This window comes from Paraburkholderia phytofirmans OLGA172 (genome assembly GCF_001634365.1).
In the GTDB taxonomy this organism is placed as follows: domain Bacteria; phylum Pseudomonadota; class Gammaproteobacteria; order Burkholderiales; family Burkholderiaceae; genus Paraburkholderia.
Genome location: NZ_CP014579.1, coordinates 1,322,039 through 1,339,173 on the forward strand (window position 1 = coordinate 1,322,039; position 17,135 = coordinate 1,339,173).

Sequence of the window (17,135 nt, forward strand, 5' to 3'; positions counted from 1 at the left end):
CCTCGAACCACCCTCGCACAGATGCCTCCGGGGTCCAAGAAGGCAGGGCCCGAAAGGTCATGGCTTTACGTGAATGAACGCCGTACGAGGCGGCCCCTCGTGCACAACCGATCCAATCGTCCGTCGACGGAGAACCAACATGAGCTCACCCTGCATCATCACCGTAGCGATCACTGGCTCCGTGCCGCGCAAGAAGGACAATCCTGCCGTGCCGATCTCGATCTCCGAGCAGATCGAGAGCACACACGAAGCCTACGAGGCAGGCGCAACGCTCGTTCATCTGCATGTCCGCGACGAGCAGGAAAATTCGAGTTCTGATCGCACTCGCTTCGCCGAACTCCAGGACGGTATCCGCCAGCATTGCCCTGGAATGATCGTGCAGTTTTCGACAGGCGGCCGCGGGCGCTCCTTCGAGCAGCGCGGCGCGATGCTCGACTTGCGCCCGGACATGGCGTCGCTCGCCACGGGATCGGTGAATTTCCCCACCACGGTGTACGAGAATCCCCCTGACTTCGTGCGCTCGCTCGCGGCTTCCATGCTCGACCACGACGTGAAGCCGGAAATCGAAATCTTCGATCTGGCCATGCTGTACAGCACGGTCGATCTCGTCGAGCAAGGTCTGCTCAAGGCGCCGGTGCATGTTCAGTTCGTGATGGGCGTCAAGAATGCGCTGCCTGCGCGCCGCGAAATTCTCGAGTTCGAAGTGAAACAGCTCAGCGAACTCCTGCCCGACGCGACCTGGACCGCCGCCGGTATCGGCCGCCACCAACTCGAAGTCAACCACTGGACCCTGCAGATGGGCGGACACTGCCGCACCGGTCTTGAAGACAACGTCCGCTGGGACAAGGACACCCTCGCGGCCAGCAACGCGCAACTGGTTGCACGCGTTGCCGCGCTTTGTGCCGAGTACGGGCGTCCTGTCGCGACTGCTGCGCAAGCGCGTGAGCTGTTGGGTTTGAGCCCGGTGTGAGTGCGTCAGACAAGCGCTTTCGGGCAAGCCATACCGCGGGCACGGTGTTGCCAGTGGCTGGCGGTGACACAGGCTGAGCCGGTCGATCATCGCTTCGCGTGTTGCTTCGTCGAGTTGGTCCCATAGACTGTCGTCGTAGGGCCTATCCGCGCAGTAATTGGGGATACTTTGTGACAACGTCTCGGATGAAATCCCAAACCACTCGGATACGTCGCGTTCTGAACCTCTCGCGTAACTAAACTGGGAAACTGTGGCTGGGCCATGAGTTCCACATGGAGGTCAGGTTGTTGAGCGTTAAGTTCAACGATGCTGGGGGCCAGGACATGAATGCCAAAAGCCTCCGGCGTTCCAACCCTGACGGTTCCGTACACCACGGTGGACTGGCTCATATGTTCCTCGAGCGCACCCAGCAAGGCATTCTCCATGCGTTCCGCGTGAGGGACCAACGCCTTCCCGGCGTCGGTGAGATAAAAGCCGTTGCGTCGCCGATCAAACAACACTGAACCAAGAGACTGCTCCAGCCGGTTGATCCGACGCGACACGGTTGAATGCTCAACTCCTGGCCTTTCTCCTGCTGATGAGACTTTTCCGGTCCGCGCGACTTCAAGGAAGAATCGAAAATCGGTCCACTCGGGCTCATTCATAATTTCCGCTGATGCGTTTGCGAATGCTCGTTACAGGTGACTTAATGGCGGAGAAAGTGCAATCATCGTACCTTCTAAACGCGGAGGCTCATTTCGATGTTGGACTACTCCACGCGAAGTGGGCTGTCAGATGACGCGAGCTCTCCGAGGCCTTGCAGATCTTGCCTTACGGCTTTGAACTGGCCATGCTTGCATGGCGACGTCTGCGATCGCTTTCAGCTTTTGCGGGCCAGCTCCGTCTCGTGCCTGGACGGCCATTCCTCGGGTCACCGCGCTGTAGAAGGCAGCGAGGGCGGGCACATCGGTGTCAGACGGTAGATCGCCGTCTTTGACGCCATTGCGCAACCGCTGCGCGATCATATCTTCAGCGTCCGCGCGATGCTTGACCATCATCTCACGAACAGAATTGAGGTCTGGGGGCAGATGCGTGCCAGCCAGAGAGATCATGCAGCCCGACGGGTGGCTCTGCCGCGAGTATTCCACGGCGGTGGCGTCGAGAAGCGCCTTGAATGCTTCTCGCGTGTCGGCCGTGCCGAACAGTCTGCCAGCGAACCAGGCTTCCGACATGTTCAGGTATGCGTCAGTTGCTTCCTTGTAGAGCTGCTCCTTGCTGCCGAACGAGTTATAGAAGCTCGAAGGGCTGATCCCCATGGTCCGGATCAACTGGTCGAAGGAGGTTCCTTCGTACCCCTGCTCCCAGAAGAGCTTCATGGCCCGGTTCAGAGCTTCCGCGCGATCAAAGGTCGAAGGCCTGCCGCGATTGCGCCGGGGTTGCGTATCATTTATTGTAGCCATAGCTCCATAAATCGTTGACATGCGGTAGAGGCGAGCCTATTGTGCCATAAAGGAGTGATCGCTCCAGTATTGAGCAGAAACACTGGTTGGAAGGATGAGCTTTGCGGTGCGCTTGCGAACGGGTGTCTGGTTGGCGCGCTATGGTGTCGGCAGTTCGCCTTTGCGGGACGCGGCAGGCTTCCACGTTCGAGGTGGAGCGGCGCTAACTTGCCGCTTCTTGGGAGAGCCAGGACGGATGTCCGTTCCATCGCTTCTCAAGCGCTGGGCAGCAAGGGGGTATCGTTGTCCAAACGGCAATTCGAACCCGTGATGTCGGGCAATGCGGAGTTGGCCAAGGCGTTCGAGTTCCCACGCACGCCGCTCCAGCAGTGCTCATTCAACTGACCAGGCTGTTCTCTCAAGTGCCTTGCTCCTGGGCGAGCATGGCTTCGTCAATTTAAATTGCCGCAGAGGTGTCGAGATGAAGATTGGTTTTATTGGAGCCGGTGCTGTAGCGCAGTCCCTCGCCAGGAGCGCCATTCAAGCGGGACACGAGGTTGTCCTGAGCGCACGTCGTGGGCCGCAGGGTTTGCGCGATATCGTGGCCGAACTCGGTCCAAAGGCTTCGGCAGATGCAGTCCAGGAGGTGGCCCAGCTCGAGTTGGTCATGCTCGCTGTTCCATGGCTTCAAGTCCCGTCGGCTCTGGAAGGCCTGCCTGATTGGGGCGGCCGCATTCTGGTGGATACCACCAATCCGTTCTCGCAAGTCGAGCCTGAGCTCATCTTGGCGGATTTAGGAGGCACGGGCGCTAGCGAGATCGTTGCAGCACACGCGCCGGGGGCTCGTGTGGTCAAGGCATTCAACGCGATCCGCATGGAGTATTACGACAAGGGCCCCAAGTTTCATGACGGAAAGCGCGTCATCTTCGTCTCCGGTGACGACAGGGACGCGAAGACGGCGGTCATCGGACTCGTCGAAGAGTTTGGGTATGCGTCGGTAGATCTTGGTGGTCTGGTTTCGGGCGGTCGCATGCAGCAAGCCGGTGGTCCGATTGCTGGCCGCGACTGGGTCGTAGCTCCATAAGCGCTCGGACTCCTGAGGATCCGTTGCAGCAGATCGGAATCGGGGAGCGCGCTTCGATGTCACGGGGCGCGCTTCCGGCCATTTGGCGACACGAACACCTTTGCCATTCAGTCCGCGAAAACACTGAGCTCGGCATTCAGGTGCAGATTTACGGGGTCGGGTGGCGCCGATATCTTGGCCGCTTTGCCCGCTTTGCCCGCTTTGCCCGCTTTGCCCGCTTTGCCCGCGTTGTGAGGTGGGAGTTAAGGAAAACTGCTGGGTGCCCCCATCCGTGAACGCTGTCTGTATTCGATTGCCTGTTGGTTTGCCATGGCACGTGCGAAAAAACTATTCAAAAATCCAGAACAATATCTGCACGTTCGAGTACCAGTCATTCCCGAAATTCTGGAGCATAATCACAATCTAGAGGGTGTTAGGAACTTTGAGTTAGACCTGGTATCCTGGCGGAATGAAAAAACGCAGGCCATACCCAACGGATGTGTCGGATGAAGAGTGGTATTTCGCCGCTCCGTACCTGACCTTGATGAACAAAGACGCGCCGCAGCGCCGCTACGAACTGCGCGAGATGTTCAACGCGCTGCGCTGGATCGTACGTGCGGGTGCGCCGTGGCGTTTGTTGCCCAATGATTTTCCACCGTGGGAACTGGTCTACCAGCAGACGCAACGCTGGATTCAGGCAGGCTGTTTCGAGGCGATGGTGAATGACCTGCGTTCGATCATCCGGATCGCACAGGAGCGCCGTGGTCAACCCAGCGCGGTCATTCTCGACGGGCGGACCCTGCAGTCGACATGCGAGAGTGGGCCTCGCGCCGGTTACGACGGCTACAAACGCAAACGCGGCAGTAAGGTCCACATGGCGGTTGATACTTTGGGGCAGTTGCTTGCTGTGCATGTTACGCCGGCCAACGAACAGGAACGCGCGCAGGTCGGAGAACTGGCGCGTCAGGTTCAGCAGGCCACGGGCCAGACGGTCAAGGTGGCGTTCGCCGATCAGGGATATACCGGCGAAGAGCCTGCGCAGGCGGCACTCGACGAAGGGATCGAGCTTCAGGTAATCAAGCTGCCGGAGGCGAAGAAGGGCTTCGTGCTGCTGCCGCGCCGATGGGTGGTCGAGCGCAGCTTCGGCTGGCTCAACCGGTTCCGCCGACTGGCCAGAGACTACGAACGATTGCCCGAAACCTTGGCTGGTTTGCATTTCGTCGTATTCTCCGTGCTTATGCTTGTTCACTTTGCAGCCCTTAACAAAAGTGCCTAACACCCTCTAGGGAAAAAGTGACTTTTCGAGGGGGAAGTTGAATTCAAACCGCCTATCGTCCGAACCCTACGAGTCACAGCTCTACGGTGCAGAGCGACTGATTGCTGAGCCCCTTGCTGAAAAAGGCTCTTTGCCGCAGCCACATCGCGCTTTTCCGTGAGCATGAAGTCTATCGTCTGGCCGGCCCGATGCGCCGACCGATATAGATAAACCCATTTGCCTCCGAGCTTCAAGTACGTCTCGTCAACCCGCCAGGACCGTCCCGCAGGTGTTGCGAGACGATTCCAGCGATCGCTCAGCCCGACACTCCAAGCATTCGCTGATCGCTATTTGCACCACAGCCCGATTTCTTGTTTGCGCTTTCCACGGCGCCATTCTCTCGATCGTTGGCGTCTCCGAAAGACCGCGGAGCGGTTCAATGGCTCCTACGAGCCGGATTGCTGAATTAAGTCCGTTTGCTCAATAGTTTCTTGTCTCCTGCAGGTGCTACGGCGGCGCAATTGAGTGGATATACTCGTATCTGGTGCGGCGGGGTGATCGCGAGAAGCCCTTGCCAGCTTTGGGCTTTACCGTCCGTCAGGACGAAAGAACAGGAGAGTTTGATGAACAGCAACGTTACAGTTACCGAAACAAAATTCAGCGGCGTGCGAGTGGAGGTCAGGACTCCTTCGGCGTTCGACGATGTCGTCAATCGTCTGACCAGACTGTGCGGAAGATCATCGATACCGGAACTAGTCGAGCTCGCGTCGGAGGATATCTCTGAGGCTGCCTATGTGAGCGAGGTCGAACGCCGTTTCGTGGGTGAAAGCGGTTTCATGCTCTTTAGCGAGATCGATCACGGAGGCTGGATCACGAAATTTGGAATCAATCGTCGCACCGTGCGCTGGATTCTCGGGAACCCACTCATCGCAATCACCATGCTGCGTCATGACCTCACCGCAGGGCTATTTGCACCAGTTGAAGTTCTCGTGACGGAATCAGCAAGCGGCGAAGGCACCATTGTCACGTACGTTCGACCTTCATCTCTTATCGTGATTGGCGACAATCCGCAGTTGAAAGCCGCGGCGTTGGCACTGGATCAGAAGTTTGAATTACTTATCGAGCGCATCACCTTGACTGAATGATGCGGCCTCGGGCGTGGGCGCCGGCACAGTGACGGTCCGGCGACTCGCATCTCGGGCAGGGAATCATCGTTCAGGAACATTCGAGTCGACACGTCGCGATCGTGAGGTTGGACAGTCGGAGCCGATTGTTCGAGCTGCAGGTCGTGCCGGCGATCAAGCAGATGATCAGATTACGCAGCTGCTTCAGCGAGTGATCAATCATTCAAGGTGCAAACGGTAGGAATTACTATGGACTATATCGAAAGCTTGCGCATCTTTCGCGCAGTGTTTGAGGCTAAAAGCTTCCGGCGCGCTGGCGACATGCTAGGTCTTACGCCGCCTGCCGTTTCCCGTGGAATCTCGACGTTGGAGCGGCGGCTCGGAACGCGGTTGTTTAACCGCACGACGCGGCAATTTTCACTGATGGAATCTGCAGAGCGGGTTTATGATCGCTGCTGTCGCATTCTCGACGACCTTGCCACGCTCGAGGCTCAAATTTGTGGAGAGGCTCCCGTTCCGACCGGCTTATTGCGTGTGGTCGCACACACGACCGCGACCATTAATCGGCTTGGTCCGCTGATGGCGGATTTTAAACGTCAGTATCCGGGAGTCAGCCTTGACGTGACGCTCACCGAGCGCCCAGTCGATCTTGTTGGCGACGGCTTCGACCTGGGCATTGTATTGCCCTTTATGTTGAGTACGGATCGGGCCGCGACGAGGGTTTTAGAGCGTATACCTTTGGTTCTTGTCACAACGAAAGAATACCTTGCCCACCACCGGCGGCCGGAAAAGCCGGAAGATCTCTCCGGCCATACCTTTGTCGCCATGCCGCCGGCCCTGCGTAAGCCAACTTTGACTTTTCGTACAGAACGAGGGGACGTGGCAATTCCCATCAAGCTGGACGTCGTATCGAATAGCCCGCTTTTTAACCAGGAACTCGTGTCGCTAGGTTACGGTATCGGCGCGTTGCCCGTTTCACTGATCGAGAGCGCGGTGGAAGAAGGGCGGCTGGTTCGCTTGCTCGACGACTTTGAAATCAAGGATGGCTGGGTCGAAATCAGGCTTGCATACGGTTCCCGCGCTGTGTTGTCCTCGAAGGTGCGCGCTTTCATTGATCATGCGAGCGTATTCTTCGACAAACTGACACACGATGTCGGCCACCCGAACAGCGGTTAAGGCCAAGCTTTTCGGCTGTGGCGTCCGCACTCGAAAGTGGACGGCACTGCGCCACGTTTGCACTAAGGCATGAGGGATTCGGATTAGTCGCAGTTGCGGTTGACGTGACGCAGCAAGCTGACCAGAAACCCAACCTCTGCTGGCGTCAATCCAGCTTGTACACGCTCGATGACCGCGCGAGCGATTGGTGGTACGCGAGCGGCCAGTGCTCGTCCGTGTTCGGTCAACTCAATTTGAACGATCCGGCGGTCCGTTGCGCTTCGAACCCGGTGAACGAGTCCGTGCGCTTTCAGGCGGTCGATAAGTCTTGTCACGGCACTCTGATCGATGCCGCATTCTTGCGCGAGGCCCGAGGAGCTATCACACCGACCGCTTTCCAGGAGGTGCAGGATGCGTGCTTGCATTCCGGTAACGCCGAGTTCCGATTGCGTTCCTTTTGTCAACATGTTCGTCAGGCGGGTGTGGACCCGGTAGAGCAGGTATGCAAGGTTATTGTCTGTTGCAGGTCCTTGTGCCGAAATGCTGGTTCGATCAAGCGTTGTCAGGTCCAACGTGTTCGAATTGTCGCTAACCTTTTGAGACATCATTTATAACCCGATATAGATTCCGGCGCAGCGAAGTAGTTTACAACGCTCCAAACCTGTTTTCGAACTCTTGCTGAGCGGCACTTCACTGAGTTGGTTGATGCCGAAACGCGTCAACCTCAAGCTGCGAGTTCTCGCTTGAAGGGACTAACGTGCGTTGACAATGCGCCCGTCACGGAGAAGTGGGGTGAGCGTCCGCGCAAGCTAGTCAGATTGGGTGGCATGGCGTGAGCTAGTTCGGCCATTGTCAAATCAGACGGAACCCGCAACGAACAAAGGATATCGAACTGATTTTGTGTTAGGTAATCGTTCAGCGGATGGCGCTCTTAGATCTGCGTGATGCGCCGTGCTGCCTGGACAGCAAAACGGTGATCGTTCTCCAGCAGATGTGCAGGCATGCGGCAGAGTAGCAGACGGGCATACTCTCGATCAATGTTTGCTTCGACATCAATCTGTTTGCCAATCTGATAGTCGATCCACCGCCCCGCGATCGGCCTGGAGCCAAACGCGCTTTCCGGCACCGCGCTCGTGCTGCCCCAGTTCGACCGATACGCAGATGTGCTGGCTAACTCGAGGGCGTGATTATCGAGCGGAGGCGGTGCATCGCTGGCGCGCCCAGCGTTTCAATGACCGGGCGAAGCTGGACGGAAATGCGAGGCGTTTTGGATCTCGTTTCATCCCGTCACCGCGTTGCCGTGACTGTTGCCGTGACGGCAACAATTTTCTGCAGTTCTGGAGAGCAGGGAACGCTCACCATGAATCGACTTCTGGCAGGTGATGCCGGATTATTCACACCGCCGAGAAAAAATTGATGCGATTGCAGGCATGGATTGCGGGGGAGGCGACAGCTATGCTCCCAGCATGAAGATCCTTCCACTCGAATCAGACGATTGCTTCGCTGTCCGACAGGCAGCCCGGCATATCTCCAGGCTCTACGAGCGTCACCTTTCCGATGCTGGCCTGACGCCCACCCAGTTCAGCATTCTCTGCATTCTGAGTCGCGAGCCCTGCCTGACGATGATCCAGCTGGCCGAGGCGATGGTCATGGACAGAACGACGCTCGTGCGTGCCCTTAAGCCTTTGCTGCGCGATCAGCTGGTCTACGACGCACCGGAAGTCCAGGGGAAGCGGCGACTGCGGGTCACGATCAGCGCGCGTGGGCGCGAGAGGCTCGAGGTAGCGTCCGTTCACTGGCAGATCGCCCAGGCCAGCTTCGAACGCAGCTACGGCTCGCAGGCGGCAGCTCACCTGAGAGGCGAGCTCTTTCGCATCACGAGCGACGTCTCTCATCTGGACAGCGAAGACGGGTTGACTCGTCGTTGAGTCGCGGGCGAACGCTCAGGCCCGGCAGAAGGTCGCTTGCCAGCGGACAGAAGGCCGCTTGCGAGCGAAGGGTATCAGCCCGGTCCTATGTGCCCGTCCACGGACGGTTCAATTGCCGTTAGCGGATTGCTGCCTGATCCGCGTAACGCCTGGCTTACCTGATGGGGCACTGCCCTGGAACGTCTGAAGTAAATCCGCTGGTATCACTGGCTGTTAAAAGCAGAGCCGGCGTTGTCCCTGACTGACCGTGCGTTCCGGCCGCCCGTATTCCCTCGGCGGGGGGGCGGTCGTAGTCTGTTCCCGTGCCTTCAATGAAGAACGAATACGTATCTGAACGGCAACCGTTCAGATAGTCACGGCAAACACACGTTGCAATCCGGGCAGTGCATGCAGGTCGGACGGATTCGTGGATTGCAACAATCTTGTACCCGCAGAGTCGTTGATGCTAACCCGAAGGATACCTATTCTGTGCGGGTACACCGGATTAAGCGTGCATATGCACGTACCACGGATATCACAGCTCGAAAAATGGAAACTACCATGATTGTCCACCCCTCAGTTCTGCGACCCAAAAGGTCTGTGCTTCTAATCGCATCGGCTGCCTTGCTCACGTTGGGCGGCTGCGTCAACTTCGCCGGGATCAAGAGTGATCACCATATCGAGGCGCCGTCCAAATATGAGGCGAGCGAAAGTCTGCCTGCGGAGGGCGGAAAGTGGCCCTCTCTCGACTGGTCTGAACAATTCGGCGATCCCCAGTTGCCCAGGCTGATCGACGAAGCGTTGAAGGGCAATCCTGACATCGACGAAGCGCGCGCACGGATCGACAAGGCGGCGTCGTATGTGGGCAATGCCAACTCGAAGCTGTATCCGACGGTCAACGCCAGCTACTCCTGGACGCGGGAGCTCAATACGGAAAACACGGTCTATCCGCCTTCCATCGGCGGCGCGTGGAATAGCGAGAACACGGTGATGGAGGGCGCATCATGGGACCTCGACCTGTGGGGGAAGAACCACGAGCGGCTGCGCCAGGCGACGTCTGACGAAAAGGTGGCGCAGGCGGAAATGGAGGAGGTGCGGATCACGTTGGCGGCTTCGGTTGCCAGTACCTACAACGAGCTGGCGCGCCTGTACAGGCTGCGCGACATCGCTGCGCAGGAACTCAAAAACCGCGAAGAGATCGGGCGCATCACCAATGGACGGGTTGTCGCGGGTCTCGATACGAACGTGGAAAAGCAGACGGCGACGGGTGATATTGCGACGACACGCTCGACCGTAAGCAATCTTGATGGCCGGATTACAGTCGTGCGATATCAGCTCGGCGCCCTGCTCGGTGCGGGTCCGGATCGCGGATTGGCGATCGCGGTGCCCACGCTCGGGTCGGGTGACGCGGTCGTTCTGCCCGACAGTCTTCCCGCCGATCTCGTCTCGCGCCGCCCGGACATCGTCGCGGCGTTTTGGCAGGTCGATGCCGCAACGCACGGGATCAAGGAAGCGAAGGCCGAGTTCTACCCTGACGTCAATCTTTCCGCGGCAGTGGGCCTCGACGCCTTCGGGTGGGGGCGATTCCTGACTGCATCGAGCCGGCAGATTTCGGCCGGCCCGGCGATCCATCTTCCGATCTTCGATGCTGGCGCACTGCGCTCGCAGCTCAAGGGCCGTTACGCCGATTTCGACTATGACGTCGCCTACTACAACAAGACACTGATCAACGCTTTGTCAGACGTTGCGTCGCAGGTCACGCTCATCCGTTCGACCGATAAGCAACTCGTGGATGCGCAGCAGGCATTTGATGCGCAGAGCCAGGCGTACCGGCTCGCAGTGGTGCGCTACGGGTCGGGTCTGACCCAGCAGCTGCAGGTGCTGAACGCGGACGACAACCGCCTCGCCGCCGAGGAGGCCGTCGCCAATCTGACGATGGACCGCCGGAACTCGCAGGTGGCGCTGATCAAGGCGCTGGGCGGCGGCTTCGAATCGGCGAGTACGGATCTCGCCGCGTCGGCAAGCGCCCCTGGCGCATCGCACGCAGCCGATAAGACGTCCCACTAGTTTCCCCCTATTTCAAAACCCGCGCGTCGCCGGCTGGCTACGCGAACTCAATTTTGCTGGAGTGTAGTCATGAACCAACCCCAATCTTCCGAGAGCCACGGGCAACAGAAAAAGAGCGGCAAGCGCAAGCTCCTGATTGCAACGCTCGTCACGGCCCTTGCTGCGGCCGGCGTCGCATATGGCGCCTACTACGAACTGGTCGCGCGCTATCACGTTGACACCGATGACGCGTACGTCAATGGCAACGTCGTGCAAATTACGCCGCAGGTCACGGGGACCGTGATCGCCGTCAATGCCGACAACACGCAAATCGTCAAGGCCGGCGATCCGGTCGTCATGCTCGATCCGGCCGACACGCGAATCGCGTTGCAGCACGCCGAGGCCGACCTGGGACAGACGGTGCGTCGGGTCCACGGCCTCTATGTCGACGACGATCAGTATCGTGCGGAGATCGCCATGCGCCAGTCTGACTTCTCAAAAGCGCAGGACGATCTGAAGCGCCGTCTCTCGACCGGCATGTCGGGGGCCGTCTCCGAAGAGGAAATCTCGCACGCACGTGATGCCGTCAAATCGACCAGGGCAGCGCTGGATGCCGCGGTGCAGCAGCTAGGCGTCAATCGCGCGCTTACCGCGAACACAACGGTAGATCAGCATCCGGACGTACTCGCAGGCGCGGCCAAAGTTCGCGACGCCTATCTTGCCTATTCGCGCACAACGCTGCCGGCGCCGGTCACGGGCTACGTCGCGCAGCGCTCGGTCCAGGTGGGCCAGCGCGTGTCGCCGGGCACCCCGCTGATGTCCGTGGTGCCGCTGAATCAGGTGTGGGTGGACGCGAACTTTAAGGAGTGGCAGCTGCGTCATATCCGTGTCGGTCAGCCGGTCGATCTGACGGCTGACGTCTACGGCTCCTCGACGGTCTATCACGGCAAGGTGGTTGGATTCACGCCGGGTACGGGTTCGGCGCTGGCGCTCCTGCCGGCACAGAACGCGACCGGCAACTGGATCAAGGTCGTCCAGCGCTTGCCGGTGCGCATCGAAATACCGGCCGGTGAACTCGAAAAGAATCCACTGCGCGTTGGCCTGTCCATGAACGTCGACGTCAATGTCAGGAATTCCGATGGCCCGCAGCTCGGAACCGAATCCAGCTCGACGTACAAGACCAGCGTATTTGCCCGGTATGGCGATGAAGCTGACGCCGCGATCGCAAAAATCATAGCCGCGAACGAATAAGCGGTGCGTCGTGCTGCATCGCGCCGACCCGCTCGTCGCGATGCAGCGATAGTCATTCGACATATGGATTGCCATGTCTACCAGCCAACCGAATCACCCCCCTCTGACGGGGACAAAATTAGCCCTGGGGTCCTTATGTGTGGGACTCGCAGGTTTTATGACGGTGCTTGACTCGTCGATTGCCAACGTCGCGATTCCAACGATCTCAGGTAATCTCGGCGTATCGGGCGACGAGGGCACGTGGGTCATTACGGTGTTTGCCGCCGCCAACTCGGTCGCGATTCCGCTGACCGGCTGGCTGACGCAACGCCTGGGCCAGGTCCGGCTGTTTATCGGCTCGATCCTGCTGTTCGTCGTGGCGTCCTGGCTTTGCGGGATCGCGCCTTCGCTGCCGATCCTGCTGCTCGCGCGCGTGCTGCAGGGCGCCGTAGCCGGTCCGCTGATTCCGATGTCGCAGGCGCTCCTGCTCAGCTCATGGCCAAAGGCCAAGTCGGCGCTGGCGCTGGCGCTATTCTCGATGATCGTCGTCACGGGCCCGATCGTTGGGCCGGCCCTGGGGGGATGGGTGACGGACAGCTACAGCTGGTCGTGGATCTTCTACATCAATATTCCAGTCGGGCTGCTTTCGGCGAGCATGGTCTGGGTGCTTTACCGGGATCGCGATACCCCAAAGAAGAAACTGCCAGTCGACAAAGTGGGCCTGGGACTCCTGATCACCTGGGTGGCGTCGCTTCAGGTCATGCTGGACAAGGGTAAGGACCTTGACTGGTTCTCGTCGAATACGATCATCATCCTGGCAATCGTTGCCGCCGTGGGCCTGGTGCTCTTCGTCATCTGGGAGTTGACGGACAAGAGTCCCATCGTCGATCTGACGCTGTTCAAGCAGCGCAACTTCCTCGGCGGGACGGTGTCGATCGCCGTGGCCTACGGCATCTTCTTCGGTACGCTGGTGCTGTTGCCTCAATGGATGCAGGAGTATCTCGGTTACCGGGCCGTGGACGCGGGTCTCGCAACGGCGCCGCTCGGCATCTTTGCTGTCATCGGTGCTCCGATCATGGGCAAGATCCTGCCGCGCACCGACGCGCGGATTCTCGGCACCTGCGCCTTCATTGGCTTTGCGATCGTGTATTACATGCGCTCGTTTTTCTACACGGACCTGAGCGAAGGCTACATCATCCTGCCGACGCTGCTGCAGGGCATCCCGATGGCGCTTTTCTTCGCACCGCTGACGACCATTATCCTTTCGGGCCAGCCGCCGGAGAAAGTGCCTGCGGCAGCGGGTCTGTCGACCTTCTTCCGGATGTTTTTTGGGGGAATCGGCACGTCGCTGGCAAACGTCGTGTGGAATAACCGGACCATCCTTCACCATGAAATTCTCACCCAGCAGTCCAGTCCGACCAATCCCATGTTCACGCAGCAGATCGGCGCATATCACTCGCTGCTGGGATTGGGGCGGGGAGCGTCGTACGCGCTGTTCGATCAGACGGTCCAGGCGCAGGCGGCAATGATGGGCCTGAACGACGTCTTCTATGGTTCGGCGCTGGTCATGATCGTGATCATTCCCCTGATCTGGATTACAAAGCCGCGAAAGACGGCCGGGGCGAGCGACGCGGCAGCCGCTGCGCACTAATCAGTCCATGAGCCATGGCCCGATGCATAAGGAGCGATTCCGGACACAGGGCGTCGCGGCCAGGTTCAGGGCAGGGAGAAGGCGACGCCGCCTGCTTAGGGTCGAATGCGCGTCGCCGCGGGTTCCTTTGCCCGCTGGATGCGATGGGGCGCGCAAAGGTGCACCACCGGATGCCAAAGGCGTTCCCAAGCGTTCCGCACGGCTTACTGGACGACAACAAAGAGTTCCGAAAATAGGCATTTATTCTGCGTGCCGCAGCCTTTAAACTGAAAGTAGTTGCTGTGGTTTCTATCGTCATACTTGGACTCAACTGTCGATGAAACGGTCCTGTTAGCGCAATGATGCGGCGGTGAATGGGGCGATACGTCGCCATTATTTGTGCCGCGGCGGCATGTCGTTGGCGACGCATCCGCGTAGCGTTGTGATTGAGTCAGAAGGCCGGTTTTGACCGGAGCCGTAAACCAACCCATTGAGGATAGTCTTGAACCTCGCAGTCTATTACCCCGTCTTGTTGTTCCTCATTGTGGGTACCGGTTTAGGCGTAGCACTGGTCAGCATTGGCAAGATACTCGGTCCCAACCAGCCCGATGCCGAGAAAAACGCACCGTACGAGTGCGGCTTCGAACCATTCGAAGATGCGCGGATGAAGTTCGATGTGCGTTACTACCTCGTCGCCATTCTCTTCATCATTTTCGACCTTGAGACCGCGTTCCTGTTCCCGTGGGGTGTGGCCCTGCGCGACATCGGCTGGCCCGGCTTCATGGCGATGATGATTTTCGTGCTCGAATTCCTGCTGGGCTTTGCCTATATCTGGAAGAAGGGCGGCCTCGACTGGGAATGATGGATTAATCGCCGGTTTGCGTGGGTGGCCAAGGCTTGCCGCCCCGTCTGGAGTGGAAAGCAAATGAGTATCGAAGGGGTCTTGAAGGAAGGGTTTGTCACTACTACGGCAGACAAACTGATCAACTGGACGCGCACCGGCTCGTTGTGGCCGATGACGTTCGGTCTCGCGTGCTGCGCGGTCGAGATGATGCATGCGGGCGCTGCCCGTTATGACCTCGACCGTTTCGGCGTGGTGTTTCGTCCGAGTCCGCGCCAGTCGGACGTGATGATCGTCGCTGGCACGCTGTGCAACAAGATGGCGCCGGCGCTGCGCAAGGTCTATGACCAGATGGCCGAGCCGCGCTGGGTGATTTCGATGGGCTCGTGCGCGAACGGTGGCGGCTACTACCACTATTCCTATTCGGTAGTGCGCGGCTGCGACCGGATCGTGCCAGTCGACGTCTACGTGCCGGGTTGCCCGCCTACGGCGGAAGCGCTGGTGTACGGCGTGATCCAGCTGCAGGCCAAGATCCGTCGCACCAACACCATCGCCCGTCAATAAGGCCAACGCCTCCCCCACAATATGGCAAGCAAACTCGAGACCCTGAAAGCGAACCTCGAGGCGGCCTTTGGCGGCCTCCTGCTGAGCACCACCGAGGCAATCGGTGAGTTGACGATCGTCGTGAAGGCGAGCGACTACATCAATGTGGCAACGCGTCTGCGCGACGACCGCTCGCTCGGTTTCGAGCAGCTGGTCGATCTGTGCGGCGTCGACTATCAGACCTACGCCGATGGCGCATACGATGGCCCGCGTTTCGCGGCCGTTCTGCATTTGTTGTCGGTGCAGAACAACTGGCGTGTGCGTCTGCGCGTGTTCGCGCCGGACGACGAAGTGCCGATCGTCGCGTCGGTCGTCGATATCTGGAGTTCGGCCAACTGGTACGAGCGCGAAGCATTCGACCTGTACGGCATCATCTTCGAGGGTCACCCGGACCTGCGCCGCATCCTGACCGACTACGGTTTCATTGGTCACCCGTTCCGTAAAGATTTCCCTGTCTCCGGCTACGTCGAAATGCGTTACGACCCGGAAGAGAAGCGCGTCGTCTATCAGCCCGTGACGATCGAGCCGCGGGAAATCACGCCGCGCGTGATCCGCGAGGATCGCTATGGCGGTCTGAAACACTAAGGGAACGCCATGGCAGAGATCAAGAACTACACGCTCAACTTCGGTCCTCAGCATCCGGCCGCGCACGGTGTGCTGCGCCTCGTGCTCGAACTCGACGGCGAAGTCATCCAGCGCGCCGATCCGCACATCGGCCTGCTGCATCGCGCGACCGAAAAGCTCGCGGAAACCAAAACCTTCATCCAGTCCGTGCCGTATATGGACCGCCTCGACTACGTGTCGATGATGGTCAACGAGCACGGCTACGTGATGGCGATCGAAAAGCTGCTCGGCATCGAGGTGCCGGTTCGCGCGCAGTACATCCGCGTGATGTTCGACGAAGTCACGCGGGTGCTGAACCACCTGATGTGGATTGGCGCGCACGCACTCGACGTCGGCGCGATGGCGGTCTTCCTGTACGCGTTCCGCGAACGCGAAGACCTGATGGACGTGTACGAAGCGGTGTCCGGCGCACGGATGCACGCGGCTTACTACCGTCCGGGTGGCGTGTACCGCGATCTGCCTGACGCAATGCCGCAATACAAGGCGTCGAAGATCCGCAATGCGAAGGCGCTGTCGAGGATGAACGAGAACCGTCAAGGTTCGCTGCTCGATTTCATCGACGATTTCTTCACGCGTTTCCCGAAGTGCGTCGACGAATACGAAACGCTGCTCACCGACAACCGGATCTGGAAGCAACGTCTGGTCGGTATCGGCGTGGTCAGCCCGGAGCGGGCGCTGAACCTCGGCATGACCGGCGCGATGCTGCGCGGCTCGGGTATCGAGTGGGATCTGCGCAAGAAACAGCCGTACGAAGTCTACGACAAGCTCGATTTCGACATTCCGGTTGGCGTGAATGGCGACTGTTATGACCGGTATCTGGTTCGCGTCGAAGAAATGCGCCAGTCCACGCGGATTGTGAAACAGTGCATTGAGTGGCTGCGCAGGAATCCGGGGCCGGTGATGATCGACAATCACAAGGTTGCGCCGCCGTCGCGGGTTGGCATGAAGTCGAACATGGAAGAGCTGATTCACCACTTCAAGCTCTTCTCGGAAGGTTTCCATGTGCCGGAAGGCGAGGCCTACGCCGCGGTCGAACATCCGAAGGGCGAGTTCGGTATCTACCTGATCTCGGACGGCGCGAACAAGCCGTATCGCCTGAAGATTCGCGCGCCGGGCTATGCGCATCTGTCCACGCTCGATGAAATGGCGCGCGGTCACATGATCGCCGACGCTGTGACGATCATCGGCACGCAGGACATCGTGTTCGGCGAAGTGGATCGCTAGGACGTATTCATCAGCGCGCGTCTGCGGATTGCACCGCAGCGCGCG

The 17,135-nt window shown here is 59.2% G+C and carries 17 protein-coding genes and 1 pseudogene; 13 read left to right on the top strand and 5 right to left on the bottom strand.

What is annotated here, in order from left to right:
* The first annotated feature begins 139 nt into the window (after positions 1 to 139).
* The gene (locus AYM40_RS26025; RefSeq protein WP_063499050.1) at positions 140 to 970 is read left to right on the top strand and encodes a 3-keto-5-aminohexanoate cleavage protein; all 831 of its coding nucleotides are present in this window, start codon (positions 140 to 142) and stop codon (positions 968 to 970) included.
* Positions 971 to 1,056: 86 nt separating this feature from the next.
* Here the strand turns inward: AYM40_RS26025 and AYM40_RS39045 are convergent, their stop codons facing one another.
* Positions 1,057 to 1,614, bottom strand: a complete 558-nt coding sequence (locus tag AYM40_RS39045) for a LysR family transcriptional regulator (RefSeq protein ID WP_082855306.1) — start codon at positions 1,612 to 1,614, stop codon at positions 1,057 to 1,059.
* 126 nt (positions 1,615 to 1,740) lie between these two features.
* A complete protein-coding gene (locus AYM40_RS26035; protein ID WP_063500706.1) occupies positions 1,741 to 2,325 on the bottom strand; it encodes a TetR/AcrR family transcriptional regulator in 585 nt (194 codons plus the stop codon).
* Between the two features lie 544 nt (positions 2,326 to 2,869).
* Between AYM40_RS26035 and AYM40_RS26040 the strand changes: the two genes are divergently transcribed.
* Complete coding sequence (locus tag AYM40_RS26040) at positions 2,870 to 3,472, top strand: NADPH-dependent F420 reductase (RefSeq protein WP_063499052.1); 603 nt, start codon at positions 2,870 to 2,872, stop codon at positions 3,470 to 3,472.
* 448 nt (positions 3,473 to 3,920) lie between these two features.
* Positions 3,921 to 4,727, top strand: a complete 807-nt coding sequence (locus tag AYM40_RS26045) for an IS5 family transposase (RefSeq protein ID WP_063498916.1) — start codon at positions 3,921 to 3,923, stop codon at positions 4,725 to 4,727.
* Between the two features lie 113 nt (positions 4,728 to 4,840).
* Here AYM40_RS26045 and AYM40_RS39050 read toward each other — a convergent pair.
* Positions 4,841 to 4,990: pseudogene (locus tag AYM40_RS39050) on the bottom strand (DDE-type integrase/transposase/recombinase); the annotation flags it as partial.
* A 339-nt stretch (positions 4,991 to 5,329) separates the two neighbouring features.
* On the opposite strand from AYM40_RS39050, the gene AYM40_RS26050 reads away from it, so the two are divergent.
* A complete protein-coding gene (locus tag AYM40_RS26050) occupies positions 5,330 to 5,851 on the top strand; it encodes a DUF302 domain-containing protein (RefSeq protein ID WP_063499053.1) in 522 nt (173 codons plus the stop codon).
* A 228-nt stretch (positions 5,852 to 6,079) separates the two neighbouring features.
* Positions 6,080 to 7,006, top strand: a complete 927-nt coding sequence (locus AYM40_RS26055) for a LysR family transcriptional regulator (RefSeq protein WP_063499054.1) — start codon at positions 6,080 to 6,082, stop codon at positions 7,004 to 7,006.
* A gap of 83 nt (positions 7,007 to 7,089) precedes the next feature.
* Here the strand turns inward: AYM40_RS26055 and AYM40_RS26060 are convergent, their stop codons facing one another.
* Positions 7,090 to 7,452, bottom strand: a complete 363-nt coding sequence (locus AYM40_RS26060; protein ID WP_420488519.1) for a MarR family winged helix-turn-helix transcriptional regulator — start codon at positions 7,450 to 7,452, stop codon at positions 7,090 to 7,092.
* A gap of 464 nt (positions 7,453 to 7,916) precedes the next feature.
* Complete coding sequence (locus tag AYM40_RS26065; protein WP_063499055.1) at positions 7,917 to 8,111, bottom strand: hypothetical protein; 195 nt, start codon at positions 8,109 to 8,111, stop codon at positions 7,917 to 7,919.
* Between the two features lie 340 nt (positions 8,112 to 8,451).
* Here AYM40_RS26065 and AYM40_RS26070 point away from each other — a divergent pair, with 340 nt between their 5' ends.
* The 8 genes from AYM40_RS26070 (at position 8,452) to AYM40_RS26105 (ending at position 17,090) form a co-directional block, all read left to right on the top strand.
* On the top strand, positions 8,452 to 8,913 hold the full coding sequence (locus AYM40_RS26070) for a MarR family winged helix-turn-helix transcriptional regulator (protein ID WP_063500708.1): 462 nt from the start codon (positions 8,452 to 8,454) through the stop codon (positions 8,911 to 8,913).
* Positions 8,914 to 9,453: 540 nt separating this feature from the next.
* Entirely contained in the window at positions 9,454 to 10,959 is a 1,506-nt protein-coding gene (locus tag AYM40_RS26075; protein ID WP_420488511.1) for an efflux transporter outer membrane subunit, read from the top strand.
* 69 nt (positions 10,960 to 11,028) lie between these two features.
* Entirely contained in the window at positions 11,029 to 12,189 is a 1,161-nt protein-coding gene (locus AYM40_RS26080) for an HlyD family efflux transporter periplasmic adaptor subunit (RefSeq protein ID WP_063499057.1), read from the top strand.
* A 73-nt stretch (positions 12,190 to 12,262) separates the two neighbouring features.
* The gene (locus tag AYM40_RS26085) at positions 12,263 to 13,819 is read left to right on the top strand and encodes a DHA2 family efflux MFS transporter permease subunit (RefSeq protein ID WP_063499058.1); all 1,557 of its coding nucleotides are present in this window, start codon (positions 12,263 to 12,265) and stop codon (positions 13,817 to 13,819) included.
* Positions 13,820 to 14,300: 481 nt separating this feature from the next.
* Entirely contained in the window at positions 14,301 to 14,660 is a 360-nt protein-coding gene (locus AYM40_RS26090) for an NADH-quinone oxidoreductase subunit A (protein ID WP_063499059.1), read from the top strand.
* 63 nt (positions 14,661 to 14,723) lie between these two features.
* The gene (locus tag AYM40_RS26095) at positions 14,724 to 15,203 is read left to right on the top strand and encodes a NuoB/complex I 20 kDa subunit family protein (protein ID WP_006052903.1); all 480 of its coding nucleotides are present in this window, start codon (positions 14,724 to 14,726) and stop codon (positions 15,201 to 15,203) included.
* A 21-nt stretch (positions 15,204 to 15,224) separates the two neighbouring features.
* The gene (locus tag AYM40_RS26100; RefSeq protein ID WP_063495292.1) at positions 15,225 to 15,827 is read left to right on the top strand and encodes an NADH-quinone oxidoreductase subunit C; all 603 of its coding nucleotides are present in this window, start codon (positions 15,225 to 15,227) and stop codon (positions 15,825 to 15,827) included.
* 9 nt (positions 15,828 to 15,836) lie between these two features.
* Positions 15,837 to 17,090, top strand: a complete 1,254-nt coding sequence (locus AYM40_RS26105; protein ID WP_063495293.1) for an NADH-quinone oxidoreductase subunit D — start codon at positions 15,837 to 15,839, stop codon at positions 17,088 to 17,090.
* Positions 17,091 to 17,135: the final 45 nt, after the last annotated feature.